This is a genomic window from Paracoccus thiocyanatus (genome assembly GCF_900156255.1).
GTDB lineage: Bacteria > Pseudomonadota > Alphaproteobacteria > Rhodobacterales > Rhodobacteraceae > Paracoccus > Paracoccus thiocyanatus.
Genome location: NZ_FTMK01000001.1, coordinates 52023 through 77001, shown reverse-complemented (window position 1 = coordinate 77001; position 24979 = coordinate 52023). Strand labels below are relative to the sequence as shown.

Genomic DNA, 24979 nt, shown 5'->3' with positions numbered 1-24979 from the left:
CATACCCAGCCATCCCGAGCGAGGACCGAATGGGCCACGAATTGCGCTTTCTGCTGAACGATACCGAGATCTGCCTGACCGAGGCGGGCTCTCGCGATACGCTTCTGGACTTCCTGCGGCTCAATCGCCGCCTGACCGGCACCAAGGAGGGCTGCGCCGAAGGCGATTGCGGCGCCTGCACCGTGCTGGTCGGCCGCCTGCATGACGGCCGGCTGCATTACGAGCCGATCAATGCCTGCATCCGCTTCCTGGCGTCCTGCCACGGCTGCCATGTCGTCACCGTCGAGCATCTGCGCGGGGCCGATGGCGGGCTGCACCCGGTCCAGGCCGCCATGGTCGAACATCACGGCAGCCAATGCGGCTTTTGCACGCCGGGCTTCGTCATGGCGCTTTACGGGCTGTGGATGGCCAATCCGCGCCCGGACATGCTGGCGGTGGAAACCGCGCTGCAAGGCAACCTGTGCCGCTGCACCGGCTATGAGCCGATCGTGAAGGCGGCCTTCGCGGCCAGCGAGGCCGGCGGGCAGCACATGGACGCGCTGACGGTCGAGCGCGACCGCATCACCGCCGCCCTGCAAGCCATCCCGGCCGAGCGGGTCGAGGTCTCGCGCGGCCAGGACCGCGCCATTCTGCCCGCCGACGCCGCCGACCTGGCGCAGGTGCTGGCCCAGAACCCGAACGCGACCATCGTCGCCGGCGCGACCGATGTGGGCCTGTGGGTGACGAAATTCCTGCGCGACATCTCTCCGGCGGTGTTCATCGGCCATCTGGCCGACCTCAAGCGGATCGAGATCGCCCCTGGCCACGTCACCATCGGCGCCGGCGTGACCTATTCCGAGTTCGAGCCCTTCCTGCGCCAGCATTTCCCCGAGGCGGTGGATTACTGGCTGCGCATCGGCGGCTGGCAGGTCAGGAACGCCGGCACCATCGGCGGCAATGTCGCCAACGGCTCGCCCATCGGCGAGACGCCGCCCTTGCTGATCGCGCTTGGCGCCACCCTGCGGCTGCGCAGCGCCGAGGGCACGCGCGAATTGCCCGTCGAGGATTACTTCATCGAATACGGCAAGCAGGACCGCCGCCCCGGCGAGTTCGTGGAAGCGATCACCGTGCCCTTGAAGGGCCAGGCGCGCATCGCCGCCTACAAGGTCAGCAAGCGCCACCATGCCGACATCACCGCATCGGCCGCCGCCTTCCGGGTGGAAACCGACGGGGCGACGATCATCGACGCGCGGGTGGCCTTCGGCGGCATGGCCGCGACCCCCAAGCGCGCCACCCAGGCCGAGGCGGCGCTAAGGGGCCAGCCCTTTACCGCCGAGACATTCGAGGCGGCGGCGCGCGCGGTCGCAAACGACTTCCAGCCGCTCAGCGACTGGCGGGCCAGCGCCGCATACCGCCAGCAGCTCGCCGCCAACTTCTTCCGCCGCTTCTGGCTTGAACAGCAGGGCGCAGACCACCGGCTAAGGAGGGTCGAATGAAACAGGACGTCTTCGTCAAGGGCGCCGCCCATACGCCCATCACTCACGATTCCGCCGAAAAGCACGTCACCGGCCGGGCCGATTATGCCGACGACCTGCTGGAACCCATCGGCACGCTGCACGCCTATCTGGGGCTTTCGACCGTCGCGCATGGCCGCATCACGGGGATGGACCTGGATGCGGTGCGCAAGGCCCCCGGCGTGCATCTGGTGCTGACCGCCGCCGACATCCCCGGCCATAACGACATCTCGCCCACCGGCCTGCATGACGAGCCGCTGCTGGCCGAAGGAGAGGTGCAGTTTCACGGCCAGCCGATCTTCGCCGTGGTGGCCGAGACCCGCGACCAAGCCCGCCGCGCCTGCCAACTGGCCCGCGTGGAATACCAGGAACTGCCCTTTGCCATCGACGCGATCAGCGCCCGCGATGCCGGCATGGGCTATGTGACCAAGCCGCTGAAGCTTGCCCGCGGCGACATGGCCGAACTTGACCGCGCGCCGCGGCGCATGTCCGGCCGGCTGACCGTCGGCGGGCAGGAACATTTCTACCTGGAAAGCCAGATCGCCTTCTCGATCCCCGGCGAGGATGACGAGGTCGTGGTCAACGTCTCGACCCAGCACCCGACCGAGGTGCAGCACATGGTCGCCCATGTGCTGGGCGTGCCCTCGAACGCCGTGGTGGTGAACGTGCGCCGCATGGGCGGCGGCTTCGGCGGCAAGGAATCGCAGATGAACCCCTTTGCCTGCATCTCGGCCTTGGCGGCCAAGAAGCTGGGCCGCGCCGTCAAGCTGCGCCCCGACCGCGACGACGACTTCGCCATCACCGGCAAGCGGCACGATTTCGTCATCGACTACCAGGTGGGCTATGACGAGACCGGCCGCATCCACGCCGTCGATGCCGATTTCTACGCCCGCTGCGGCTGGTCCTCGGACCTGTCGGGGCCGGTGACGGACCGGGCGCTGTTCCATGCCGACAATGCCTATTACTACCCGGCGGTGGAACTGCGCAGCCATCCGCTGAAGACCAACACCTGCTCGAACACCGCCTTCCGCGGCTTCGGCGGCCCGCAAGGAGTGGTCATGGCCGAGCGGGTGATCGAGGACATCGCCTATGCCCTTGGCCGCGATCCGCTGGAAATCCGCAAGCTGAACCTTTACGAAAACGGCCAGCTCACCCCCTATCACCAAGAGGTCGAGGACCAGATCCTGCCCCGCATCTTCGAGGAGTTGGAGGCCAGCAGCGACTATCACGCCCGCCGCCAGGCGGTGCTGGACTGGAACGCCCGCGCCCAGGAACAGGGCGGCGCGATCCGCAAGGGCATCGCCCTGACCCCGGTCAAGTTCGGCATCAGCTTCACAGCGACCTGGTATAACCAAGCCGGCGCGCTGATCCACATCTATTCCGACGGCTCGATCCACCTGAACCACGGCGGCACCGAGATGGGCCAGGGCCTGAACACCAAGGTCGCCCAGGTGGTGGCCGAGGCGCTGGGGGTCAGCATCGACCGCATCAAGATCACCAAGACCACGACCGAAAAGGTGCCCAACACCTCGGCCACCGCGGCCTCCTCGGGCTCGGACCTGAACGGCATGGCGGCGCTGGACGCCTGCCGGCAGTTGATCGAGCGGCTGACCGCCTTCGCCGCCAAGGCCAGGGACGTGCCGCCCGAACTGGTCAGCATCGGCGAGACGGTGCAGATCGGCACCGAGGAAATGCCCTTCCAGGATTTCATCAACACCGCCTATCTGGCGCGGGTCCAGCTTTCGGCCGCGGGCTTCTACAAGACGCCCAAGATCCACTGGGACCGCGATACCGGCCGCGGCCGGCCCTTCTATTACTTCGCCTATGGCGCCGCCTGTTCCGAGGTCTCGGTGGACACGCTGACCGGCGAATACGTGATCGAGCGGGCAGACCTGCTGCATGACGTGGGCCGCAGCCTGAACCCGGCGCTGGACAAGGGCCAGGTCGAAGGCGCCTTCGTCCAGGGCACCGGCTGGCTGACCAGCGAGGAACTGTGGTGGGACGACAAGGGCCGGCTGCGCACCCATGCGCCCTCGACCTACAAGATCCCGCTGGCATCCGACCGGCCCAAGGTCTTCAACGTGCAGCTTGCCGACTGGTCGGTGAACCGCGAAAACACCATCAAGCGGTCCAAGGCGGTGGGCGAGCCGCCCTTCATGCTGGGCATCTCGGTCTTCCAGGCGCTGAACATGGCGGTGGCCAGCTTCAACGGCTATGCCGAAAACCCGCGCATCGACGCCCCCGCCACGCCCGAACGGGTGCTGATGGCCATCGAGCGGTTGCGGCCATGATCCGGGTCAAGATCACCCGCACCCGCGGCTCGTCCCCGCGCGAGACGGGGGCGGCGATGTTCGTCACCCCCGGCGCGGTGCAGGGCACCATCGGCGGCGGCCAGCTGGAATACATGGCCATCGACCGCGCCCGGCAGATGCTGGCGCGCGGCGAAGCGCAGGCCGCGATGGACGTCCCCCTGGGCCCGGAAATCGGCCAATGCTGCGGCGGCCGGGTCGAACTCGCCCTGACCCGCATCAGCCAAGCCCCGCCCGCGCCAGACCATCCGCAGGTGCTGATCTTCGGCGCCGGCCATGTCGGCCGGGCGCTGGCCCGCGCCCTGGCGCTTTTGCCGCTGCGCCCGATCCTGATCGACCAGCGCATGGGCGAACTGGCGCAAGCCACCGGCGAGACCCGCCTGACCCCCCTGCCCGAGGCCGAGATTCGCAACGCCCCCCAGGGCACCAGCCACATCATCGTCACCCATGACCACGCGCTCGACTTCCTGCTGGCGGCCGAGGCGCTGCGGCGCATGGACGCCCCCTATATCGGCATGATCGGCAGCCGGACGAAACTGGCGCAGTTCCGCCGCTTTGCCCGCGCCCAGGGGCTGGGCACCGAACGGCTGACCTGCCCCATCGGCGCGGGATATTCGCGCGACAAGCGCCCCGAGATCATCGCCGCCTTCACCGCCGCCGAGATCATCGGCCGGCTCACCGAAACCGTTTCACCGTTTGAAAAATACTCATGCGACAGTTGATCCGGGGGCGCACGCTCTCCTTTTACGCCGACCCCGCCGAAACCCAGGACGCCTTCGCTTATCACGAGGACGGCGCCGTCATCGTCCAGGACGGCAAGATCGTCGCCATGGGCGATTACGCCGCCCTGCGCGAACCCGGCCTGGCGGAAATCGACCACCGCCCGAACCTGATCCTGCCGGGCTTCATCGACCCGCATATCCATTTCCCGCAGGTGCAGGTGATCGCCAGCTGGGGGGCGCAGCTTCTCGACTGGCTCAATACCTATACCTTCCCCGAGGAAGCGCGCTTCGGCGATCAGGGCCATGCTCCGCTGATGGCGGAAAAATTCCTCGACCTGCTGCTTTCGCACGGCACCACCACCGCCGTCGCCTTCTGCTCGGTGCATCCGCAATCGGCCGAGGCGCTGTTTTCCGCCGCCGAGGCACGGGGCATGGCGATGATCGCCGGCAAGGTGATGATGGACCGCAACGCCCCCGAATCGGTCCTGGACACCCCGCAACAGGGCTATGACGACAGCAAGCGGCTGATCGCAAAATGGCACGGCCGCGGCCGCCAGCGCTATGCCGTCACCCCCCGCTTTGCCATCACCTCGACGCCGGAACAGTTGCAGATGGCGGGGCAATTGGTGCGCGAACATCCCGATTGCCACATCCAGACGCATCTGTCGGAAAACCGCGACGAGATCGCCTATACCCTGGAGCTCTATCCGCAGGCGCGCGACTATCTCGATATCTACGAAACCTACGGGCTCTTGTCGGACAAGCTGCTGCTGGGGCATTCCATCCACCTGGAGCCGCGCGAAATCGCCCGCATGGCCGAAACCGGGGCGCGCGCGGTGTTCTGCCCGACCTCGAACCTGTTCCTCGGCTCGGGGCTTTTCGACCAGGCGGGGCTGCGCGCCGCGGGCGTGGTCAGCGGCATCGCCACCGATGTCGGCGGCGGCACCAGCTATTCCATGCTGCAAACCCTGGCCGAGGGCTACAAGGTGCTGCAACTGCGCAACCAGAAGCTGCATCCCCTGGCCGCATTCCACTGGGCGACGCGCGGCAATGCGCTGGCGCTCGGGATGGCGGACCGCATCGGCACGCTGGAGCCGGGCACGGATGCCGACCTGGTGGTGCTGGACAGCCGCGCGACGCCGGCGATGGCCCTGCGCATGGACCGGGCCGAGACCCTGGCCGAAGAGCTTTTCGTGCTGCAAATCCTGGGCGACGATCGGGCAATCGCCCAAACCTATGTCGCGGGAAAACCCATGCTCGGCCAAGCCGCATAGGCCCCTTGCCGGGAAAGATGCCCAGGGGCCGGGCCATGGGGTCGATCTGGCAGAACACCGCGCCCCACCGGCAGCCTTGCAATGCTGGGCGGTATCAGCGCCGGCCGGACCGGGCGGCTCCGCGGGGCGGGCCGGCGGCGCAGGCTTGGGCGGATGCGCCGCCCGGCGCCGCTGGCCGTTCAGGCATTTTGCAACCCGCCCTCGTCGCGGCTTTGCAGCACCGTCTTGTCGGTCTGGCCCAGAAGCTGCGACGTGACCGTCCCCGCCGTCATCGCGCCCGAGACGTTCAGCGCCGTGCGCCCCATGTCGATCAGCGGCTCGACCGAGATCAGCAGCGCCACCAGCGTCACCGGCAGGCCCATGGCCGGCAGCACGATCAGCGCGGCCATGGTCGCGCCCCCGCCCACGCCCGCCACCCCGGCCGAAGACAGCGTGACGATGGCCAGCAGCGTCATGATCCAGGCCGGATCCAGCGGGTTTATGCCCACGGTCGGCGCCACCATGACCGCCAGCATCGCCGGATAAAGCCCGGCGCAGCCGTTCTGGCCGATGGTCGCCCCGAACGAGGCCGAGAACGAGGCGATGGTCTGCGGCACCCCCAGCCGGCGGGTCTGGATCTCGACGTTCAGCGGGATGGTCGCGGCGCTGGAGCGGCTGGAAAAGGCAAAGCTCAGCGCCGGGACGATCTTGCGGAAAAAGGTCAGCGGGTTCACCCCGGTCAGCGTCAGCAGCGTGGCATGCACCCCGAACATGATCGCCAGCCCCAGGTAAGAGGCGATGACGAACTTGCCCAGGTTCAGGATGTCGGCGGCGTTCGAGGTCGCCGCCATCTTGGTCATCAGCGCCATGACGCCATAGGGGGTCAGCGCCATGATCAGCCGCACAAGCTGGCCGATCCAGGCTTGCAGGATGTCGATCAGGCTCAGCAGCCCCTGGCCCCGTTCGGGATCGCGGCGCAGCAGCCGGATGGCCGCGACGCCCAGGAAGGCGGCAAAGACCACCACCGCGATGATCGAGGTCGGGTTGGCCCCGGTCAGGTCGGCAAACGGGTTGCGGGGGATAAAGGACAGCAGCAGTTGCGGCACCGTCAGGTCGGCGACGCGCGGGGCATAGCTGGTCTCCAGCGTGGTCAGGCGCGCGGTTTCGGCCGCGCCCTGGGCAAGCCCCTCGGCGGTCAGGCCAAAGGCCATCGCCATGACCACCCCGACCAGGGCGGCGATGGCCGTGGTCAGGAACAGGGTGCCCAGCGTCAGCACCGAGATGCGCCCCAGCGCCGATGCGTCGTGCAGCCGCGCCACCGCGCTAAGGATCGCGGCAAAGACCAGCGGCATGACCACCATCTGCAAAAGCTGCACATAGCCGTTGCCGACCACGTTGATCCAGTCGATCGTGGTTTGCAGGGCCGGGGTGTCATTGCCATGGACAAGTTGCAGCCCGATCCCGAACAATGTGCCCAGGACCAGGCCGATGAAGACCCGCACCGACAGCGACAGCCGCCCGCCTTGCAGGCGCAGCAGCACGACGATCAGCGCGGCAAAGATCACAAGATTGACGAGAACGGATGCCATCGCGCGTCTCCGGCAGATTCAGATGGACCCATCAAGACACAACGCGGCCCCGGCGTATAGCCCCCGGCGGGTTCGCGCCATGCGGGCCTGCGCTTGCGCCGCCCTGGCCGCGCATGCGATGCGCGGGCGGGCAAGCGGCGCAAGGCGCCCGCGCCCCGCAACACCAACCAAGGAGGAGGAACCATGCTGACCATCACCCGACTGGACCAGGCGGATGCGCGCCTGCTGATCGCCGGCGCCGAGGCCCATGCCCGCGAGATCGGCGTTCCCATGTGCATCGCCATCACCGACGAAAGCGGCCAGCTTCTGGCATTTTCGCGCATGGACGGCGGCAAGGTGACATCGGCGACGATCGCGGTGGACAAGGCATTCACCGCTGCCGCGGCCCGCAAGGCGACCCATGAATATGGCGCGGCCAGCCAGCCCGGCGCCCCGGCCTGGGGCATATCCTCGGCCCTTGGCGGCCGGCTGATGGTGGTGGGCGGCGGCCTGCCGGTCGATCACGACGGCCAGACCGTGGGCGGGATCGGGGTGTCGTCTGGAACGCCGGCGCAGGATCAGGCCGTGGCACAGGCGGGCATCGACCATTGGTGGGCGCAGCGCGCCTGACCGGGGGGCAGCCCGCCGCCCCAGCCGGCCGAAAGGCGCCGGGCCGGTTCGGGCGCACGGCCCCTGGTCGCCAGGCCGTTTGCCATGTCGCGCCCCGCCCCGGCGCGCAATCCCTGCGCGCGGGGGCAGTCACCGCCATGCGACGTGGCGGGCCGGCGCTGGCAAGGGCGGGTTAGCGCTTGCCCGGCTTTGGCCCGGCGCGAAAGGGCTTGTCGCCCGACCTGCCTTGCCCGCCGCCAGCCGGCTTGTGCGACTTGAACCCGACCGCGCGGCGCGGACGCGCCTCGGCGCCGTCGCCGCGGGCGGGACGGTTCTCGCGCAAGGTGCTGCCATGCGACTTGGATCCCGTCGCTTTCAGGCCGGCCCGCGGCGGCGCTTTCGGCGCGGCCTTATGCGCCTGTTTCTTCTCGGCGCTCCAGCGGGCCTTGCGCGGGGCTTCCGCCGCATCCTCTGCATCGGAAGCGGCGCGGGACCTTACCTCTTCGGGGTCCAGCAGCGCCGGACGCCGGGCCGGCTTGGGCTTGGGCTCGGCCAGGGGTCGCGGGGCCGGGCGCGGTTCCGGCGATTCGTCGCGCGGGGCCGGGTCGCGGGACGGCTTTCTTTCACGCACGGGGCCTTCGCCGTTTTCCGTATAGCCTTGCCGCCCAGGCTTGCGGTCCTTGGGCAGGGGCGCATCGAAAACCGGCTCGCCGTCGATCCGGGCCATGTTCAGCCCCGGTTCCAGCTCCGTCCGGTCGCCGAAATTCGGCGCCGCGGCGGCTGCGATCTGCACAAAGGTCTGGTCCGTCTTGACCCGGATCGCGCCGATGGCGTCGCGGGTGATGCCGCCGGCCTCGCAGATCTTGGGCAAAAGCCACCGCGCCTCGGCCCGGCCGGAATGGCCGACGGAAAGCCGGAACCAGACCGCCGGCCCGAACTCGCCGCGCTCGCGCGGGGCGGCAGGCGCGGGGGCCACGCTTTCCGACAGCTCCTCGGGCGCAGGCCGCCCGTCGCGCCACAGCCGCACGAAGGCCGAGGCGACATGCTCGGGCCCGAACCGTTCCAGCAGCGCTGCGGCCAGTGCCGCCTCGTCGCCCGGCGCATCCGCCAGGGCGGGATGGTCCAGCATGCGTTCGTCGTCACGGGCCTGAACCTCGTCGGCCGAAGGGGCCTTGCCCCATTCCGCGACCAGCTTGGCGCGTTGCAAAAGCCGCTGCGCGCGCTTGTATTCCGCGGCCGGCACGATCAGCACCGAGGTGCCCTTGGCCCCGGCCCGGCCGGTGCGGCCCGAACGGTGCAGCAGCGTGTCGGGATTGGTGGGCAGGTCGGCATGGATCACCAGTTCCAGCCCCGGCAGGTCGATGCCGCGCGCCGCCACGTCGGTGGCGATGCAGACCCGCGCCCGGCCGTCGCGCAGGGCTTGCAGCGCATGGCTGCGTTCCTGTTGCGACAGCTCGCCCGACAGCGCCACCACCTTGAAGCCGCGATTGCCCATGCGCGCCAGCAGGTGGTTCACATTGGCGCGGGTCTTGCAAAAGATGATCGCCCGGCTGGCCTCGTAATAGCGCAGGGTGTTGAAGATGGCGTGTTCGCGGTCGCGGGTCGTCACCGACAGGGCGCGGTATTCGATATCGCCATGCTGGCGCGCCTCGCCCATGGCCTGGATGCGCAGCGCATCGCGTTGAAAGTCGCGGGCCAGCGCCTCGATGGCCGGCGGCACGGTGGCCGAGAACAGCAGCGTGCGCCGTTCCTTGGGCGCGCTGCCCAGAATGAACTCCAGGTCCTCGCGGAAGCCCAGGTCCAGCATCTCGTCGGCCTCGTCCAGCACGCAGGCGCGCAGCCCGGTCAGGTCCAGCGAGCCGCGCTCGATATGGTCGCGCAAGCGGCCGGGGGTGCCGACGACGATCTGCGCGCCGCGCTCCAGCGCCCGGCGCTCGGTGCGGTAGTCCATGCCACCGACGCAGGTGGCGATGCGCGCGCCCGCCTGTTCGTAAAGCCAGTCCAGTTCGCGCGCCACCTGCAAGGCCAGTTCGCGCGTGGGCGCGATGGCCAGCGCCAGCGGCCGTTCGACCTGGGGCAGCGCATCGCCTTGCAGGATGTCGCCGGCCATCGCCAGGCCAAAGGCCACGGTCTTGCCCGAGCCGGTCTGGGCCGAGACCAGCACATCGCGGCCCCGCGCCTCGGCGGCCAAGGCCGCTTCCTGCACCGAGGTCAGGCTGGCATAGCCCTTGGCCGCCAGCGCCGCGGCCAGCGGCGCGGCAATATCATGTTCATTCATATTCTTCGCCAGAAAAGGGGATGCGGGAACGCATCCGGGTGAAAGGCACCATCCCCTTTGCGGCCGGACCCTCCCATGGTCCGCCGGCCCGGAACGCGGAGCCAAGCCGCCCTCCTATCCGCTCTGCCCCGCCAAGTCAAAGCGAAACTGCGGAGCCGGCGATCCCGGCCCCGCGATCACGGGTCGCCGGCGGCGAAACCATCTTCGGTCAGGATGCCGATCAGCGCCTGCACGGCGCGGGTGCGGTAACGCTGCGGATTGGTCAGCAGCGAAAACGGCCGTTCGGCCCCAGGCAGCGGCAGGGTGCGGATCCAGCCCGCGGCGGCCGGCCGCGCCACGGCGCGCTGCGACAGCGCGGCCAGGCAGCGGCTGGAGGCGACCGCGTTCAGCACCGCCTCGTTCGAGGGCAGTTCCAGCGCCAGGGGCAGCGCGGCCACCGACATCCCCTGCCCGGACAGCCAGCTTTCCAGTTCCGAGCGGGTGCCCGATCCCGGTTCGCGCAGGATCCAGTGCTGCGTCTCCAGCGCGGGCACCGGCACGGCCTTGTGCCCCGCCCAGGGGTGATCGGTGGCCATGACCAGCACCAGCCGGTCGCGCGCCACCACCTGGCGGTGCAGCCCGCCATGGGCCACCGCGCCCTCGACCAGGCCCAGATCGGCGCCACCGTCCTGAACCGCATCGGCCACCTGCGCGGTATTGCCGACCGTCAGCCGCACTGCGATCCCCGGATGCATCCCGCGCAGCGCCACCAGGCGCGGCGGCAACCAATAGCTGGCCACCGTCTGGCTGGCATGGACCCGCAGCCGCCCGCGCGGCTCGCGCGCCAGATCCTCCAGCACCATCTCGGCCGTTTCGGCGCGGTCCAGCACCGCGCGCGCCTCGGCCATGAAGGTCGTGCCGGCCTGGGTCAGGGCGATGCGGCGCCCCACCCGGTCGAACAGCCGCACGCCATGGCGCGCCTCAAGCGCGGAGACGGCGGCGCTGACCCCCGATTGCGTCAGGTTCAGCGCCTCGGCCGCGCGGGTGACATGCTGGCGCTCGGCCACCGCCAGGAAGATGCGAAGCTGGTCCAGGGTCATCTTCTATCCATAATCAAAATCGAACGATATGGCAAATATAATGCGATGGATTGAACAGCGGCCAGGGACCATGTTCCGCCCAACAGGCAAAGGAGCGTGAGAATGTCCATGATCGACCAAGGCCGGCGAACATCCAGCGCCATCGGCGCGTGGCTGGGCGGCGTCCTGCCGGGGCTGGGGCTGACCTTCGCCATCGCCTGCGCCGCGATGGCGGTGCAGCGGCTGACGGGCATCGCCGCGCTTAGCCCGCTGGTCGTGGCCATGGTGCTGGGCATCGCGCTGCGCAACCTTGGCGGCACGCCGCAGGCGGCGCGCCCCGGCATCACCTTTTCGCTGCGGCGGGTGCTGCGCTTTGCCATCGTGCTGCTGGGCTTTCAGTTGACGCTGGACCAGGTGCGCGCCGTGGGCCTGCCGGGTTTGGCGGTGATCGCGGTCGCGCTGGCCGCCACCTTCGTCTTTACCAGATGGGCCGGCCGGATGCTGGGGGTCGAGCCCAGGCTGGCCGAACTGATCGCCGCCGGCACCTCGGTCTGCGGGGCGTCGGCGGTGATCGCGACGAATACCGTCACGCGCGGCACGGACGAGGATGTCGCCTATGCCATCGCCTGCGTGACGGTCTTTGGCTCGCTCGCCATGCTGGCGCTGCCGGTGCTGGGCGAGATGATGGCGATGGACCCGGCGCATTACGGCATCTGGGTGGGCGCGACCGTGCACGAGGTGGCGCAGGTCGTCGGCGCCGGCTTCCAGCACGGGCCCGAGGCCGGACAGGCCGCCACCGTCGCCAAGCTGAGCCGGGTGATGCTGCTGGCGCCGCTGATCCTGATCCTGGGCGCGGCGGCCCGGCGCGGCGGCGCGGCCGCGCAGGGTTCGGCGCCGACGCCCTGGTTCGTGCTGGGTTTCGCCGCGGTCGTGCTGTTCAACAGCGCGGTTGCGCTGCCCGCGGCGCTGCATGGCGAAATCGTCGGGCTGACCGCGTTCCTTCTGACCATGGCGCTGGCCGCCATGGGGCTGGAGACGGATATCCGCAAGCTGCGCGCCAAGGGCCTTCGTCCGCTGGCGCTTGGCGCGCTGGCCTGGTCGTTCATCGCCATGCTTGGGCTGGGGCTGGTCCTGCTGATCTGAACGGCAGGGATTGAGCCGCCGCCCGGCGGCGCCTAGATTGGCCGCGATCCGCCAAGGAACCGCGCCATGGGCCTGACACCCGCCGACCCCCGCCCGATGACCCGGCGCGAGACCGAGGTCCGCCGCTTTGTCCGCGCCCGCTACGGTCCGCGCGGCACCCTGGCGCTGCATCGCCATGCGCTGGGTCTGGACCTGCTGCGCGCGCCGGTCAATGTCATGCTGTCGCCGCTGTTCCTGCTGACGCGGCTGGGCGCGCCGCTTTTGCGCCGGATCGGCCTGCCGCGGGCAGGCGACTGGCTGGGGCGGCGACAAGTCTTTCTGAAATCCGACGTCGCCCGGCGGATCGAGGCGGACACCGCCCGCTTCATCGACGCGTTGGCCGCCAAAGGGCTGGCGACCCAGGCCGGGCCGGGGGCGGTCGCCCGCGCCGCCGCGGACTATGCCGAAACCCGCAACGCGGTGGCCGAGATCACCACCTCGGCCCTGGTGCTGGCCTCGGGGTTGCTGCTGTTCCACCGCGCGACGCCGGGGGTGATCTCGCTGGCCGGACCCATCGCCGAGCTGCGCGCCCAGACCCGCGCGATCGAGGATTTCGCGCTGGGAAACTGGGCCGGGCGCATGTGGTATGGCGCTTTCCCGCGCGAACTTTCCAGCCTTGACCTGGTGCTGACCGGGGTGGTGCTGGCCATGCTCGGTTCGGTGCTGACCACCTTTGCCGGGCTGGTTGCCGACCCGGTGCAGCTATGGACCGGCACCCACAAGCGCCGGCTGCTGCGGCTGCTGCGCCGGCTGGATCGGGCCGAACACCCGTCCGGGCTGGCGCGCGAGCATGTCCTGGCCCGGCTGGGCGATCTGTCCGACGCCGCGCTGAGCCTGTGGCGCAACCTGCGCAGCTAGCGGCCGGGTTCCCTAGCCCCGCGCCCGCGCCAGCCGCTGCGCGATGGCCGAACAGACCAGAAGCTGCGTCATGTGATAGATCATCACCGGCAACACGATCGCCCCCACCGCGCCCGCCGGAAAGATCGCCGTGGCGATGGGCAGGCCGCTGGCCAGGCTTTTGGTCGAGCCGCAGAAGAACAGCACCGCCCGATCCGGGGCAGGCAGGCGGAAAAGCCGGCCCGCCGCCGCCATGGCCCCCATGGCCAGCGCCAGAAGCAAGGCCGTGACCAGAAAGCACAGGACCAGCCCCGCCGCCGGGATGGTCGACCAGATGCCCGCGACCGTGCCGGCGCCGAAGGCGGAATAGACGATAAGCAAGATCGAGCCGCGGTCCACCGCCATGGTCATCAGCCGGTGGCGCTGCACGAAGCCGCCGATCCAGCGCCGCAGCAGTTGGCCGGCGACAAAGGGCAGCAGGATCTGGACCGCGATCTTTTCGACGGCATCCAGGCTGACGGCGGCCCCCTCCTGGTGCAGGATGCGGGTGACAAGCAGCGGCGTCAGCCCCACCCCGGCAAGATTGGACAGCGAGGCCGCGCAGATCGCCGCCGGCACGTTGCCGCCCGCGATCGAGGTAAAGGCGATCGAGCTTTGCACCGTCGAGGGCAGCACCGCCAGGAACAAAAGCCCCAGCGTCAGCTCGGGCCCCAGCACGCCGCCCAGCAGCGCCGCCAGCGCGATCCCCAGGACCGGAAACAGCGCATAGGTCGCGCCAAAGGTCAGGGCTTGCAGCCGCAGGTTCATCAGCCCCGACCGCACCGAAGCCGGGTCCAGCCGGGCGCCGTAAAGAAAGAACAGCAGCGCCACCGCCCAAAAGGTCGCGCCGCGCAGGATTTCCGCCGCCATGCCGCGGGCGGGCAGGACCAGCCCCGCCAGCACCATGCCGATCAGCAGCAGCATGTAATTGTCGATGCCGATCCGTTTCAATGCCTGCATGGCCCGCCCCTTTTGCGCGAAACCCCTGTCTCATATAGATCGCCGCCGGGCACAAGGCGGCGGCCGGCCCGGTCAGACCGGCCAGGTCCACAGGATCAGCGGCACGCCCGCCAGCACCACCAGCGCCGACAGCGGCGCGCCCAGCCGGGCATAGTCGCCAAAGCGATAGCCGCCCGGCCCCATCACCAGCGTGTTGCACTGATGCCCGATGGGGGTCAGGAAATCGCAGCCCGCCCCCACCGCCACCGCCATCAGGAACGCATCCGGGCGATAGCCCAACTGGGCGGCGAAGGTCGCGGCGATCGGCGCCATGACCAGCACGGTCGCTGCATTGTTCAGAAACGGCGTCACCGCCATGGCCACGATCTGGAGCAGCGCCACCGCCCCCCAGGCCGGCAGGCCCGCCGCCGCCTGCGACAGCCAGTTGCCCAGCAGGTCGGTCACGCCCGTTTCCTGCAACGCGCCGCTGACCGGGATCAGCGCGCCCAGCATCACCAGGATCGGCCATTCCACGGCCTCATAGGCCTCTTCGGGGCTGATGGCGCGGGTCAGGATCATCAGCACGGCGGCGGCGAAAAACGCCACCGCGACCGGCACCAGCCCCGCCGCCGTGCCCGCCATGGCCAGCACCAGGATCAGCACCGGCAGCAGCCGCTTGTGCATCCCGCCCAGCCGGATCTTGCGCTCGGCTAGGGGCAGCAGCCCCAGCACCCGCATCCGCTCGGGCAACAGGTCGATGGGTCCCTGCACCAAAAGCACGTCGCCCGCCGCCAGCACCGTCCGGCTAAGCCGCTGCGTCATGCGATGCCCGGCCCGCGAAATGGCGATCAGGTTCACCCCGTGCTGATCGAAAAGCCCGATCCGCCCCACGCTTTGCCCCACCAGCATCGAGGTGGGGGTCATCACCGCCTCGATCACGCCGATGCTGTCGGCGGGCACCCCCTCGTCGGCAGCGGCGTGCTGCCGGGTCAGTTCCATGCCGACCTTGATCGCCGCCCGCTCCAGCGCATTCGGCTCGCCGCGCAAAAGCAGGGTGTCGCCGGGCTGGATCACCGTGTCGGGCAGCGTCACCGCCCGGCGCGCGCCGTCGCGGACCAGCCCGGTCACGGCCACCTCGCCATCGACCGCGCCCAGATATTCGCCGACCGTCATGCCCGCGACCGCGGCGCCTTCGGGGACGGTGGCCTCGGTGTGATAGTCGCTGATATTGACCGCCTCGCTCAGCGACGCCGTGGCGCGGCGGTCCTGCGGCAGCAGGCGATGCCCGAACAAAAGGAACACCAGCCCCACCAGCGACAGGCCGATCCCCACCGGCGCATAGTCGAACATGGTAAAGGGCTGTCCCGTTATCTGCTCGCGCACCCGCGACACGATGATGTTGGGCGAGGTGCCGACCAGCGTGATCAGCCCGCCCAGAAGCGAGCCGAAGGCCATGGGCATCAGATAGGCCGAGGGCGAATGCCCCGACCGCTTCGCCATCTTCATCGCCGCCGGCATCAGCATGGCCAGCGCGCCAATGTTCTTGACCAGCGCCGACAGCGCCGTGACCGAGCCGACCAGCGCCAGAAGCTGCCACCGCAGCCGCCGCAGCCGCCGGAACGGCCGGCGCATCGCCGCCTCGATCACGCCCGAGCGCGAGATGGCGGCGCTGACCACCAGCGCGCTGCCCACGATGATCACGATATCGTCGCTGAAGCCGCGAAACGCCTGGTCCGGCGTGACCGTCCCCGCCGCCAGCGATGCCAGCAGCGCCAGCAGCGCGACCACGTCGTAGCGCAGCCGCCCCCAGACGAACAGCGCCATCATCACGCACAGGATCAGGACGGCCAGGATCTGCGGCATGGCCATCGGCGGACCTTTCCTTGCGTTCGGACACCCGACCCAATGCCGCGGCCCGGCGCGCGGTTCCGCGGCAGCCATCGCCGGACAGGTTGTCGCGGCGCGCCGACGAAATGCGCATTGGTCCTTGACAGCCGGCGCGCCGCTGCGGCAATGCGGGACCGCTACGGTTCCGGTGCAAGCCGGATGAAAAGGGAACACCGGTGCGCCCGCCGGCCGCGATGCGGCCAGGGCAAGACCGGGGCTGCCCCCGCAACTGTAAGCGGTGAGCAAAGGCCGAAAGCGCCACTGGGGGACACCCCTGGGAAGGCCGGCCCAAGCAGCGATCCGCGAGCCAGGAGACCTGCCGCAGCGATCACCCATTTCCGGCGCGGGGCGCGTCTGGAAAGCGGCCATTCCGCAGAGGTGACAGTCGCCGTCCTGCGGCCGGGCTGCCCCTTGGCCTTTCCGCCGGACAATCTGCAAGCCGCGGGCCGAACGCCCGCGTTGGAAAGGCTTTGGAATGTTCAGAACCCCGCTTTCGCTGCTGGCCGCAACCGCCGCCGTCCTGCCCGCCGCCCTGTTGCCCTGTGCCGCGACGGGCCAGCAGGTCCAGGACCAGATCGTGCTTGACACCCTGGTCCTGTCCGCCGGCCTGTCGCCGGTGGCCGAAAGCGCCTATGGCCGCGCCCATACCGTGCTGACCGCCGAAGACCTGCAAAGCCGCCGGGTCATCACCGTCCAGGACGCTTTGCGCGCCGTGCCCGGACTTTCCGTCACCTCGACCGGCGAAACGGTGGCCAAGATCCGCATCCGCGGTGGCGAATCCAATCACGTGCTGGTGCTCATCGACGGGGTCGAGGCCAATTCCCCCGGCAACGGCGACTATATCTTCAGCGGCATGCTGGCCGAGGACATTGAGCGCATCGAGGTGCTGCGCGGCCCGCAATCCGCCATCTACGGCGCCAATGCCGCATCCGGCGTCATCTCGATCACCACCCGCCGCGCCCCCGCGCAGGGGCTGGGCTATGGCGGCACGGTCGAGATCGGCGGGCTGGACACCCGCACCGCCAGCGCCTTTGTGCAGGCGGGGGACGGGCGCGGCAGCATCAGCCTGTCCGCCGTGTCGCGCCGCACCGATGGCGAGGACGAATCGCGCAGTCCCGGCGGGGATACCGAGTTCAACCGGCAGCGCGTGCTGGGCCTGAACGGCTCGTACGATCTGACCGAAAGCGCGACCGTCGGCTTCACGCTTAGGCGCATCTGGCAGGAATACGGTTATGACCGGGCCGTCTCTTTCGTGGATTCTCCCGACGACTATATCGTCGACGCACCGCTGACCGCCGACCGGGACGAAACCTATGGTTCGCTGTGGCTGGAAGGCGAAGCTTTCGGCGGCAGGCTGCTCAACCGCTTTGCCGTCTCTGGCGCAAACCAGAACACGGCGCATTTCAACGGCGGCCTGCCGGATTACAGCGACGCCTCGCGGCTGCGGGACTTCAAATATACCGGCAGCTGGGCGCTGGATGGCGGCAATGCCCGCGATGCCGCGCAAAAGCTGAATGTGGCGGTGCAGAAGAAACGCGAGATCTATGAGAACTCCTATGCTTCGGGCGGCCGGTATCAGCGCGACACGAAATCCGCCGCGCTGGAATATCAGGGACAGTTCGACAACGGGATCGGCGTCCAGGCCGGCATGCGGCGCGATTTCAACGACGATTTCCGCCATGCGACCACCTGGAACATCGCCGCGGCATGGCAGGTGCCCGACCGCGACCTGCGTCTGCGCGCAGCCGCCGGCAAGGCCATCGTCAATCCCACCATGTTCGAACTTTATGGCTATGCGCCGGGCAGCTATGACGGCAATGCCGAACTGACGCCCGAAACCAGCCGCAGCCAGGAAATCGGCGCCGACTGGAACTTTGCCGCGGGGCGGGGCGCGCTGGGAGTGACGCTTTTCACCAGCAAGGTCCAGGATATGATCATCGGGACCGGCAACACGTCGCAAAACCTTGCCGGCACCAGCAAGCGCAAGGGGTTCGAGGCCGACCTGGAATATGAAGCGACCGGCTGGCTTCGGCTGGGCGCGACCTATACCTACACGGATGCCCGCACAGAGGACGACCAGCCCGTCGTGCGCCAGCCCCGCCACCTGCTTGGCCTGCGCGCGACGGCCGATATTGCGCAGGGGCGCGGTTCGGTCACGGCCGATCTGCGCTATGCCGGCAGCAGCTACGACGCGGAATGGTTCAGGAACTACAGCCCGCCGACCACGGAATTGCCCGATTACGTCACCGTCAACCTGGCCGCCGGCTATGACCTGACCGAAAACCTGCGCCTGACAGGCCGCGTGGTGAACCTGTTCGACCGGGATTATTCCGAATCCTGGGGCTATTACGGCCAGGGCCGCACCCTTTATGCCGGGCTGTCGGCGCAATGGTAGGGCGGCTTTTCCTGGCCGCCGGGCTGCTGCTGGCCGGGCTGGCCCTGCCCGCCGCGGCCGAAGCCCCGCGCCGGGTGCTGTCGATGAACCTGTGCACCGACCAGTTGGCGCTGATGCTGGCGGCACCGGGACAGATGGTCTCGGTCTCGTATCTGGCGCAGGACCCGACCGCCTCGGCCATGGCGGTCGAGGCCGGCCGCCTGCCCGTCAACCACGGCCTGGCCGAGGAAATCTTCCTGGCGCAGCCCGACCTGGTGCTGGCCGGGGCCTGGTCCACGCCCGAAACCGTCCGGCTGCTGGAACGCCTGGGCATCGCGGTCGAGGTTTTTCCGATCGAAACCGACATCGCCGGCATCCGCGCCAATATCCGCCGCATGGGCGAGGTTCTGGGGCGCGAGCCGCAGGCCCGCGCCATGCTGGCACGCTTTGACGCCGACCTGGCGCGGCTGACGGACGGGCAGGACCCCAGGCCGCGCGCGGCGCTTTACATGGCCAACGGCTATAGCGCCGGGCGCGACAGCCTGGCCGGGCAGATCGTGGACCTGGCGGGCTTTGACAACGTGGCCGACGAACTCGGCCTGCCCTCGGGCGGGGTGCTGGCGCTGGAATCGCTGCTGCTTTCCGACCCCGACCTGCTGATCGAGGGGCGCCGCTATGACGGCCATGCCCGCGCGCAAGAGATGCTGGAGCACCCGGCGCTCAGGGCGCTGAGCCGGGGCAAGCCGGCCCAGGTCATCTCGGACCCCGACTGGATTTGCGGCAACCCCCACATCCTGCGCGCCGTGGCGGAACTGCGCGACGCGCGGCTGGCTTTGCGGGACGCGCCATGACCCGGCCGCGCCTGCTTTTCGCGGGTCTTGCGGCGCTGGTCGCGGCGCTGTTCCTGGCCTCGCTGCTGACCGGCCCGGCGGGGGTGGGGCCGGGCGAAAGCCTGGCGGCGCTGTTTGGCGGCGGCGACGACCTGCTGGGCCTGGTCATGCGCGAATTGCGCCTGCCGCGCGCCATCCTGGGCCTTTTGGTCGGGGCGGCGCTGGGGATGGCGGGGGCGGTGCTGCAAGGCTTCCTGCGCAACCCGCTGGCCGAGCCGGGACTGATCGGCACCAGCGCCTCGGCCGCGCTGGGAGCGGTGCTGGCGATCCAGACCGGCCTGTCGGCCGCCTTTCCGCTGGGCCTGCCGCTGGCGGCGCTGGCGGGGGCGGGGCTGTCGGTGCTGCTGGTGCTGGCGCTGGCCGGGCCGCGCGGCGGCACCTTGGCGCTGATCCTGGCCGGGATCGCGATTTCGGCGCTGGCGGGGGCCGCGACCTCGCTGGTGCTGAACCTGTCGCCCAATCCCTTTGCCATCAACGAGATCGTGTTCTGGATGATGGGCTCGCTGGCGGACCGCTCGATGCTGCATGTCTGGATCGCGGCACCCTTCATGATGCTTGGCTTTGCGCTGCTTTGGCCGCTGCGCCGCGGGCTGGAGGCGCTGACCCTGGGCGAGGACGCGGCGGCATCCAGCGGCGTGAACCTGGGCCGGCTGCGGCTGATGCTGGTCGCGGGCATCGCGGCGCTGATCGGCGGTGCCACGGCGGTCGCGGGCACGGTGGGCTTCGTCGGGCTGGTGGTGCCGCATGTGCTGCGCCGCGCGGTCGGCGCCAGCCCGGCGCGGCTGGTCCCGGCATCGGCGCTGGGGGGGGCGGCCACGGTGCTGGCCGCCGACATCGCCGTGCGGCTGATCGCGCCCGGCCGCGACCTGAAGCTGGGGGTGCTGACGGCGCTGGTCGGGGCGCCTTTCTTCCTGCACCTGATCCTGAAGACCCGGCGCGAGGGGCTGTGACCATGCTGGAACTTCGCAGCCTTTCGCTGGACCGCGGCGGACAGGCGGTGCTGGACGGCATCGACCTGCGCATCGGCGCGGGCGAATTCGTGGGCCTGCTGGGTCCGAACGGCGCCGGCAAGACCACGCTTTTGCGCGCGGCGCTGGGGCTTTTGTCGGCGCGGGGCCACAGCTCGCTGGCGGCGCTTTCGGTGCGCGAACGCGCCCGCGCCGCCGCCTATATGCCCCAGGGCCGCCAGATCGCCTGGCCGATGCCGGTCGAGGCGCTGGTGGCGCTTGGCCGCATCGCGCATCCGCATTCCGCGGGCGCCGCCGACCGCGCCGCCATCGAGCGCGCCATCGCCGCCCTGCACCTGGAGCCATTGCGCCACCGCCGCGCCACCGAACTGTCGGGGGGCGAACAGGCGCGCACCCTGATCGCCCGCGCCCTGGCGCAGGAAACCCCGCTGCTGATCGCCGACGAGCCCATTGCCGGGCTGGACCCCGGCGCGCAGATCGAGGTGATGCGGCTGTTTCGGCGGCTGTCCGACCAGGGCCATGCGGTGCTGGCCTCGTTGCACGACCTGGGGTTGGCGGCGCGGCATTGCACGCGGCTGGTCATGCTGGACCGCGGCCGGATCGTCGCCGACGGCGCGCCGGATGCGGTTCTGACCGCCGAAAACCTGGCCCGTGTCTTTGGCATCACCGCGCATCTGGCGCAGGGTCCCGGCGGCATCCTGTTCCAGCCGCTCGACACCATTGAGGGAGAGAGCCGATGACCGGCATGCTGACCGCGCGCCTGGCCGCGCTGATGACCGATACCGGGGCCGGATGGTCCATGGGCTCGTTCGGCGCCATCGCCGAATTCCACCATGTCGCGGGCGATCCGCCGCCGCGGCCGCTGGACGGCTGCGGCATCGTCACCGAACGCGGCGGGGTGCGGCTGGACGACCTGACCGACCTGACCCCCGTGGCATGGGAGGCGCTGAGCCCGCGGCCGCATCGCTGGCAGCAGGGCGTCGCGCTGTGCCTGCCCGAGGGGCGGCTGGGAACTGCGCGGCGACAGGTGCTGACCGAGCTTGGCCCCGACGCGGGCGCGCTGCGCGACCAGGATCGCGGGGCGGTGCTGTTCGACCTGGGGCTGGACCAGCCGCAGGTGGATTTCTGCATCCGCAGCGACGATCCGGCGCTGATCGCGCGGCTGCGGGCGGAATGCGGCCGCTCGGTCCTCGACCCGGAAAGCCGGGCGATGGCGGCGATCCTGCCCGCGCATCCGCATCGGGTGGCGCTGACCCGCATCGGCCGGATCGAGGTCTGGCAAAAGATCGGCGGGCCGGATACCGGCGGCGTGTCGCCCATCGGGCCGCATACGCATATCCTGCCGCCGCTTTTGCGCACGCGCCGCACCCATTCCGCCAATACGCCGATCCCGCCCGGCCTGGTGCCGGTGGCCGGCCTGCACCCCGCCAGCCCGGTCATGGACAGCCTGGGCCAGGACCGCGATTTCGACGCGGCCGCCTTTGCCAGCTTCCAGGCCATGCTGGCCGATTGGGGCGATGCCGGGCGCAATACGCTCAAGGACAGGGCCTGGGCGGCGCTGAAGGCGGGCAACCCGCCCTCGGCCCTGGCCGAGCCGGGCGACCGCCATGGCCGCGCGGCGCTGCGCATCGCCCTGCGCCAGGCGGCACGGCGCGACGGTGCCTCGGCGCTGCTGGCCCAGTGGCAGGCGGCTTTCGACCGCGAGACCGGGCCGCTGGACGCCGACGCGCCGGGCCATTGAGCCTGGCGCCGGCCGGGTGAAAGCCCGCTAGGGCGCCGCCAGCCTTGCGCGCAGATAGCTGTCCAGCGCCCGGCGCTGCGTGTCGTCCATATGCAGGCCCAGCTTGCTGCGGCGCCACAGGATGTCTTCGGCGCTGCGGGCAAATTCCTGGCGCAGCAGCCAGGACACCTCGGCCTCGGTCAGGCCGGCGCCGAAATCGCGGCCCATATCGGCCATGCTGGCGGCCCCGTCCAGCAGCAGGAACGCGTCGGTCCCATAGCTGCGCACCAGCCGGCGCGCCAGGCGCGCGGGCAGAAAGGGATGGGCGGCCCGCAGCCGGGCCAGCAGGTCGGCGGCGCCGTCCACCGGGAAATCCCCGCCCGGCAGCGGCACCCCGGCCGTCCAGTCGCCGCCCGCCTGCGGGAAGAAGGGCGCAAGCCTGGCCATCGCGGCCTCGGCCAGGCGGCGATAGGTGGTGATCTTGCCGCCAAAGACGTTCAGCAGCGGCGCGCCCGCATCGTCCAGGCCAAGCACATAGTCCCGCGTCGCCGCGGTCGCCGATTTGGCGCCGTCATCATAAAGCGGCCGCACCCCGGAATAGGTCCAGACCACCTGGTCGGGCGTCACCGGCGCGGCGAAATACTGGCTGGCAAAGGCGCAAAGGTAATCACGCTCGGCCTGTGAACAGCGCGCTTGGTCGGGCGGGGCGTGATGGTCCATGTCGGTGGTGCCGATCAGGGTGAAATCCTGCTCGAAGGGGATGGCGAAGATGATCCGCCCATCCGTGCCCTGGAAGAAATAGCAGCGGTCGTGGTCGTAAAGCCGCGGCACGACGATATGGCTGCCGCGCACCAGGCGCACATTCCCCGTGGCCGGCACCTGCGCCACGTCGCGGATCACCTCGCCCACCCAGGGCCCGGCGGCGTTGACCAGGGCCCGCGCATGATGGATGCGGGTGCCGTCCTGCCCCTGGGTGGTGATGCGCCAGCCGGCCCCGGCGCGCTTGGCATGGGTGACGCGGGTGCGGGTCAGGATGGTCGCGCCGCGCGCCTGGGCGTCGCGGGCATTCAGCACCACCAGCCGCGCGTCCTGCACCCAGCAATCGGAATATTCCCAGCCCCGGCGAAAGCCCGGCTTCAGCGGCTGCCCCAGCGGATCGCGCGACAGGTCCAGCCGCCTGGTTCCGGCCAGGATCTTGCGCCCGCCCAGGTGGTCGTAAAGAAACAGCCCCAGCCGGATCAGCCAGGCCGGACGGCGGCCGCGCAGCCAGGGCATGGCGACGGACAGGATGCGCGAGGTGGGCGTGTCGCCCGGAAACCGCATGTCGGCCGACCAGGGCAGCACGAAACGCATCGGCCAGGAAATATGCGGCATGGCGGCCAGCAGGATCTCGCGCTCTTCCAGGGCCTCGCGCACCAGCCGGAACTCGAAGAACTCAAGATAGCGCAGCCCGCCATGGAACAGCTTGGTCGATGCCGAAGAGGTCGCCTGGGCCAGGTCGCCCATCTCGGCCAGGGTGACGGAAAGCCCGCGCCCGGCCGCGTCCCGCGCGATGCCGCACCCGTTGACCCCGCCGCCGATGATGAAAAGATCGTCCCATTGCCGCGCTGAGGATGACACGCCGGTCCCCCGTCCTTCCGTCCAGGCTGCCACCCAAGCGCCTGGCGGCGGTTTCGTCAAGCGCGGCTTGCGCCCGCGGCGGGACCGGGCGTCCGGGTTGCGGCGGCGCCTGCCTGGCGCGGGCTTGGCTGGGCGTCCCGCCCCGTCGCGACAAGGCGCCTGCGGCCCGCCCCGTTGCCGCAATGCAGCATCCCGGCGGGCTTTCCGGCATGACATTGCCGGTTTCGCACCCGGCGGTCTTGGTCTTGGCGGGAAAATCTGGCAAGGACGGCGCATCCTAGAACAGGGGCCATCCAGATGAACAGCCAATCCGTCATCGAAACCGGGGGTCAGGCGGCCATGCTGACCCATCTTCAGCGGCTAGAGGCCGAAAGCATCCAGATCATGCGCGAAGTCGTTGCCGCCGCCGACAACCCGGTGATGCTGTATTCGGTGGGCAAGGATTCGGCCTGCATGCTGCATCTGGCGAAAAAGGCGTTCTTCCCCGCGCCGCCGCCCTTTCCGCTGCTGCATGTCGACACCACCTGGAAATTCCGCGCCATGTACGAACTGCGCGACCGCGCCGCGGCGCAGGCCGGGATGGACCTGATCGTCCACCACAACCCCGAGGCGATGGAACAGGGCATCAACCCCTTTGACCATGGCAGCCTGCATACCGACATGTGGAAGACCGACGGGCTGAAACAGGCGCTGACCAAGTACAATTTCGACGTGGCCTTCGGCGGCGCGCGCCGGGACGAAGAAAAGTCGCGCGCCAAGGAACGCGTGTTCTCGTTCCGCTCGGCCAATCACCGCTGGGACCCCAAGAACCAGCGCCCCGAGCTGTGGAAGCTTTACAACACCCGCAAGGGCAAGGGCGAATCGATCCGGGTCTTTCCGCTGTCGAACTGGACCGAACTGGACATCTGGCAATATATCCACCTGGAAAACATCGACATCGTGCCGCTGTATTTCTCGGACCTGCGGCCGGTCGTGGAACGCGACGGGTTGCTGATCATGGTCGATGACGACCGCTTCCGCCTGCACGAGGGCGAGCAGCCGATGATGAAATCGGTGCGCTTCCGCACGCTGGGCTGCTATCCGTTGACCGGCGCGGTGGAATCGAACGCCCGCACCCTGCCGGAAGTCATCCAGGAAATGCTGCTGACCACCACGTCCGAACGCCAGGGCCGCGCCATCGACCACGACCAGTCCGCCTCGATGGAGAAGAAGAAGCAAGAGGGGTATTTCTGA

The 24979-nt window shown here is 69.7% G+C and carries 19 protein-coding genes and 1 riboswitch; of the genes, 13 read left to right on the top strand and 6 right to left on the bottom strand.

Annotated features, from left to right (window positions below):
* The first annotated feature begins 29 nt into the window (after nt 1-29).
* The 4 genes from xdhA to guaD are packed head-to-tail and all read left to right on the top strand — an operon-like array spanning nt 30 to nt 5798.
* Nucleotides 30-1475 carry a xanthine dehydrogenase small subunit gene (xdhA, locus tag F3H32_RS00320; RefSeq protein WP_149763369.1) on the top strand — a complete coding sequence of 482 codons (1446 nt, stop codon included), beginning with the start codon at nt 30-32 and terminating at the stop codon, nt 1473-1475.
* Nucleotides 1472-3784, top strand: a complete 2313-nt coding sequence (gene xdhB, locus F3H32_RS00315) for a xanthine dehydrogenase molybdopterin binding subunit (protein ID WP_149763367.1) — start codon at nt 1472-1474, stop codon at nt 3782-3784. The genes xdhA and xdhB overlap by 4 nt, the downstream gene beginning before the upstream one ends.
* A complete protein-coding gene (gene xdhC, locus F3H32_RS00310; protein WP_149763365.1) occupies nt 3781-4524 on the top strand; it encodes a xanthine dehydrogenase accessory protein XdhC in 744 nt (247 codons plus the stop codon). The genes xdhB and xdhC overlap by 4 nt, the downstream gene beginning before the upstream one ends.
* The gene (guaD, locus tag F3H32_RS00305) at nt 4512-5798 is read left to right on the top strand and encodes a guanine deaminase (RefSeq protein WP_149763363.1); all 1287 of its coding nucleotides are present in this window, start codon (nt 4512-4514) and stop codon (nt 5796-5798) included. The genes xdhC and guaD overlap by 13 nt, the downstream gene beginning before the upstream one ends.
* Nucleotides 5799-5977: 179 nt before the next feature.
* On the opposite strand, the gene F3H32_RS00300 is transcribed toward guaD, so the two are convergent.
* A complete protein-coding gene (locus F3H32_RS00300) occupies nt 5978-7366 on the bottom strand; it encodes an L-cystine transporter (protein ID WP_149763361.1) in 1389 nt (462 codons plus the stop codon).
* A gap of 183 nt (nt 7367-7549) precedes the next feature.
* Between F3H32_RS00300 and F3H32_RS00295 the strand changes: the two genes are divergently transcribed.
* Nucleotides 7550-7975: a GlcG/HbpS family heme-binding protein gene (locus tag F3H32_RS00295; RefSeq protein WP_149763359.1), complete on the top strand. Its 426-nt coding sequence runs from the start codon at nt 7550-7552 to the stop codon at nt 7973-7975.
* 172 nt (nt 7976-8147) lie between these two features.
* Here F3H32_RS00295 and F3H32_RS00290 read toward each other — a convergent pair whose 3' ends face one another.
* Together F3H32_RS00290 and F3H32_RS00285 are read right to left on the bottom strand one after the other, a co-directional pair.
* Nucleotides 8148-10232: a DEAD/DEAH box helicase gene (locus tag F3H32_RS00290; protein WP_149763357.1), complete on the bottom strand. Its 2085-nt coding sequence runs from the start codon at nt 10230-10232 to the stop codon at nt 8148-8150.
* Nucleotides 10233-10408: 176 nt separating this feature from the next.
* On the bottom strand, nt 10409-11311 hold the full coding sequence (locus F3H32_RS00285; protein ID WP_149763355.1) for a LysR family transcriptional regulator: 903 nt from the start codon (nt 11309-11311) through the stop codon (nt 10409-10411).
* 102 nt (nt 11312-11413) lie between these two features.
* Between F3H32_RS00285 and F3H32_RS00280 the strand changes: the two genes are divergently transcribed.
* Both F3H32_RS00280 and F3H32_RS00275 read left to right on the top strand, forming a co-directional pair.
* Nucleotides 11414-12433 carry a YeiH family protein gene (locus F3H32_RS00280; protein ID WP_149763354.1) on the top strand — a complete coding sequence of 340 codons (1020 nt, stop codon included), beginning with the start codon at nt 11414-11416 and terminating at the stop codon, nt 12431-12433.
* A gap of 66 nt (nt 12434-12499) precedes the next feature.
* Nucleotides 12500-13330, top strand: coding sequence for a DUF6635 family protein (locus F3H32_RS00275; protein WP_149763352.1), 831 nt, complete (start codon nt 12500-12502; stop codon nt 13328-13330).
* 12 nt (nt 13331-13342) lie between these two features.
* Here F3H32_RS00275 and F3H32_RS00270 read toward each other — a convergent pair whose 3' ends face one another.
* Nucleotides 13343-14308, bottom strand: coding sequence for a bile acid:sodium symporter family protein (locus F3H32_RS00270; RefSeq protein WP_149763350.1), 966 nt, complete (start codon nt 14306-14308; stop codon nt 13343-13345).
* Between the two features lie 72 nt (nt 14309-14380).
* Nucleotides 14381-16156: an SLC13 family permease gene (locus F3H32_RS00265; protein ID WP_149763348.1), complete on the bottom strand. Its 1776-nt coding sequence runs from the start codon at nt 16154-16156 to the stop codon at nt 14381-14383.
* Nucleotides 16157-16297: 141 nt separating this feature from the next.
* Nucleotides 16298-16512, top strand: a riboswitch (cobalamin riboswitch).
* Nucleotides 16513-16649: 137 nt separating this feature from the next.
* On the opposite strand from F3H32_RS00265, the gene F3H32_RS00260 reads away from it, so the two are divergent.
* Genes F3H32_RS00260 through F3H32_RS00240 form a run of 5 tightly spaced genes read left to right on the top strand, consistent with a single transcriptional unit; the run spans nt 16650 to nt 22147 of the window.
* On the top strand, nt 16650-18569 hold the full coding sequence (locus tag F3H32_RS00260) for a TonB-dependent receptor (RefSeq protein ID WP_149763346.1): 1920 nt from the start codon (nt 16650-16652) through the stop codon (nt 18567-18569).
* A complete protein-coding gene (locus F3H32_RS00255; protein ID WP_149763345.1) occupies nt 18563-19399 on the top strand; it encodes an ABC transporter substrate-binding protein in 837 nt (278 codons plus the stop codon). The genes F3H32_RS00260 and F3H32_RS00255 overlap by 7 nt, the downstream gene beginning before the upstream one ends.
* Nucleotides 19396-20388, top strand: a complete 993-nt coding sequence (locus F3H32_RS00250) for a FecCD family ABC transporter permease (protein WP_149763343.1) — start codon at nt 19396-19398, stop codon at nt 20386-20388. The genes F3H32_RS00255 and F3H32_RS00250 overlap by 4 nt, the downstream gene beginning before the upstream one ends.
* Nucleotides 20389-20390: 2 nt before the next feature.
* On the top strand, nt 20391-21146 hold the full coding sequence (locus F3H32_RS00245) for an ABC transporter ATP-binding protein (RefSeq protein ID WP_149763341.1): 756 nt from the start codon (nt 20391-20393) through the stop codon (nt 21144-21146).
* Nucleotides 21143-22147 (top strand): DUF6925 family protein, encoded by a 1005-nt coding sequence (locus F3H32_RS00240; protein WP_223191302.1) that lies wholly within the window; start codon nt 21143-21145, stop codon nt 22145-22147. The genes F3H32_RS00245 and F3H32_RS00240 overlap by 4 nt, the downstream gene beginning before the upstream one ends.
* A gap of 27 nt (nt 22148-22174) precedes the next feature.
* Here the strand turns inward: F3H32_RS00240 and glpD are convergent, their stop codons facing one another.
* Nucleotides 22175-23746, bottom strand: a complete 1572-nt coding sequence (gene glpD, locus F3H32_RS00235) for a glycerol-3-phosphate dehydrogenase (RefSeq protein ID WP_149763735.1) — start codon at nt 23744-23746, stop codon at nt 22175-22177.
* Between the two features lie 297 nt (nt 23747-24043).
* On the opposite strand from glpD, the gene cysD reads away from it, so the two are divergent.
* A complete protein-coding gene (gene cysD, locus F3H32_RS00230) occupies nt 24044-24979 on the top strand; it encodes a sulfate adenylyltransferase subunit CysD (RefSeq protein WP_149763339.1) in 936 nt (311 codons plus the stop codon).

What these genes read in the sequence shown, in the direction of transcription:
- xdhA (WP_149763369.1), top strand. Translation starts at nt 30, where the DNA reads ATGGGCCACGAATTGCGCTTTCTGCTGAACGATACCGAGATCTGCCTG.
- xdhB (WP_149763367.1), top strand. Translation starts at nt 1,472, where the DNA reads ATGAAACAGGACGTCTTCGTCAAGGGCGCCGCCCATACGCCCATCACT.
- xdhC (WP_149763365.1), top strand. Translation starts at nt 3,781, where the DNA reads ATGATCCGGGTCAAGATCACCCGCACCCGCGGCTCGTCCCCGCGCGAG.
- guaD (WP_149763363.1), top strand. Translation starts at nt 4,512, where the DNA reads ATGCGACAGTTGATCCGGGGGCGCACGCTCTCCTTTTACGCCGACCCC.
- F3H32_RS00300 (WP_149763361.1), bottom strand. Translation starts at nt 7,366, where the DNA reads ATGGCATCCGTTCTCGTCAATCTTGTGATCTTTGCCGCGCTGATCGTC.
- F3H32_RS00295 (WP_149763359.1), top strand. Translation starts at nt 7,550, where the DNA reads ATGCTGACCATCACCCGACTGGACCAGGCGGATGCGCGCCTGCTGATC.
- F3H32_RS00290 (WP_149763357.1), bottom strand. Translation starts at nt 10,232, where the DNA reads ATGAATGAACATGATATTGCCGCGCCGCTGGCCGCGGCGCTGGCGGCC.
- F3H32_RS00285 (WP_149763355.1), bottom strand. Translation starts at nt 11,311, where the DNA reads ATGACCCTGGACCAGCTTCGCATCTTCCTGGCGGTGGCCGAGCGCCAG.
- F3H32_RS00280 (WP_149763354.1), top strand. Translation starts at nt 11,414, where the DNA reads ATGTCCATGATCGACCAAGGCCGGCGAACATCCAGCGCCATCGGCGCG.
- F3H32_RS00275 (WP_149763352.1), top strand. Translation starts at nt 12,500, where the DNA reads ATGGGCCTGACACCCGCCGACCCCCGCCCGATGACCCGGCGCGAGACC.
- F3H32_RS00270 (WP_149763350.1), bottom strand. Translation starts at nt 14,308, where the DNA reads ATGCAGGCATTGAAACGGATCGGCATCGACAATTACATGCTGCTGCTG.
- F3H32_RS00265 (WP_149763348.1), bottom strand. Translation starts at nt 16,156, where the DNA reads ATGGCCATGCCGCAGATCCTGGCCGTCCTGATCCTGTGCGTGATGATG.
- F3H32_RS00260 (WP_149763346.1), top strand. Translation starts at nt 16,650, where the DNA reads ATGTTCAGAACCCCGCTTTCGCTGCTGGCCGCAACCGCCGCCGTCCTG.
- F3H32_RS00255 (WP_149763345.1), top strand. Translation starts at nt 18,563, where the DNA reads ATGGTAGGGCGGCTTTTCCTGGCCGCCGGGCTGCTGCTGGCCGGGCTG.
- F3H32_RS00250 (WP_149763343.1), top strand. Translation starts at nt 19,396, where the DNA reads ATGACCCGGCCGCGCCTGCTTTTCGCGGGTCTTGCGGCGCTGGTCGCG.
- F3H32_RS00245 (WP_149763341.1), top strand. Translation starts at nt 20,391, where the DNA reads ATGCTGGAACTTCGCAGCCTTTCGCTGGACCGCGGCGGACAGGCGGTG.
- F3H32_RS00240 (WP_223191302.1), top strand. Translation starts at nt 21,143, where the DNA reads ATGACCGGCATGCTGACCGCGCGCCTGGCCGCGCTGATGACCGATACC.
- cysD (WP_149763339.1), top strand. Translation starts at nt 24,044, where the DNA reads ATGAACAGCCAATCCGTCATCGAAACCGGGGGTCAGGCGGCCATGCTG.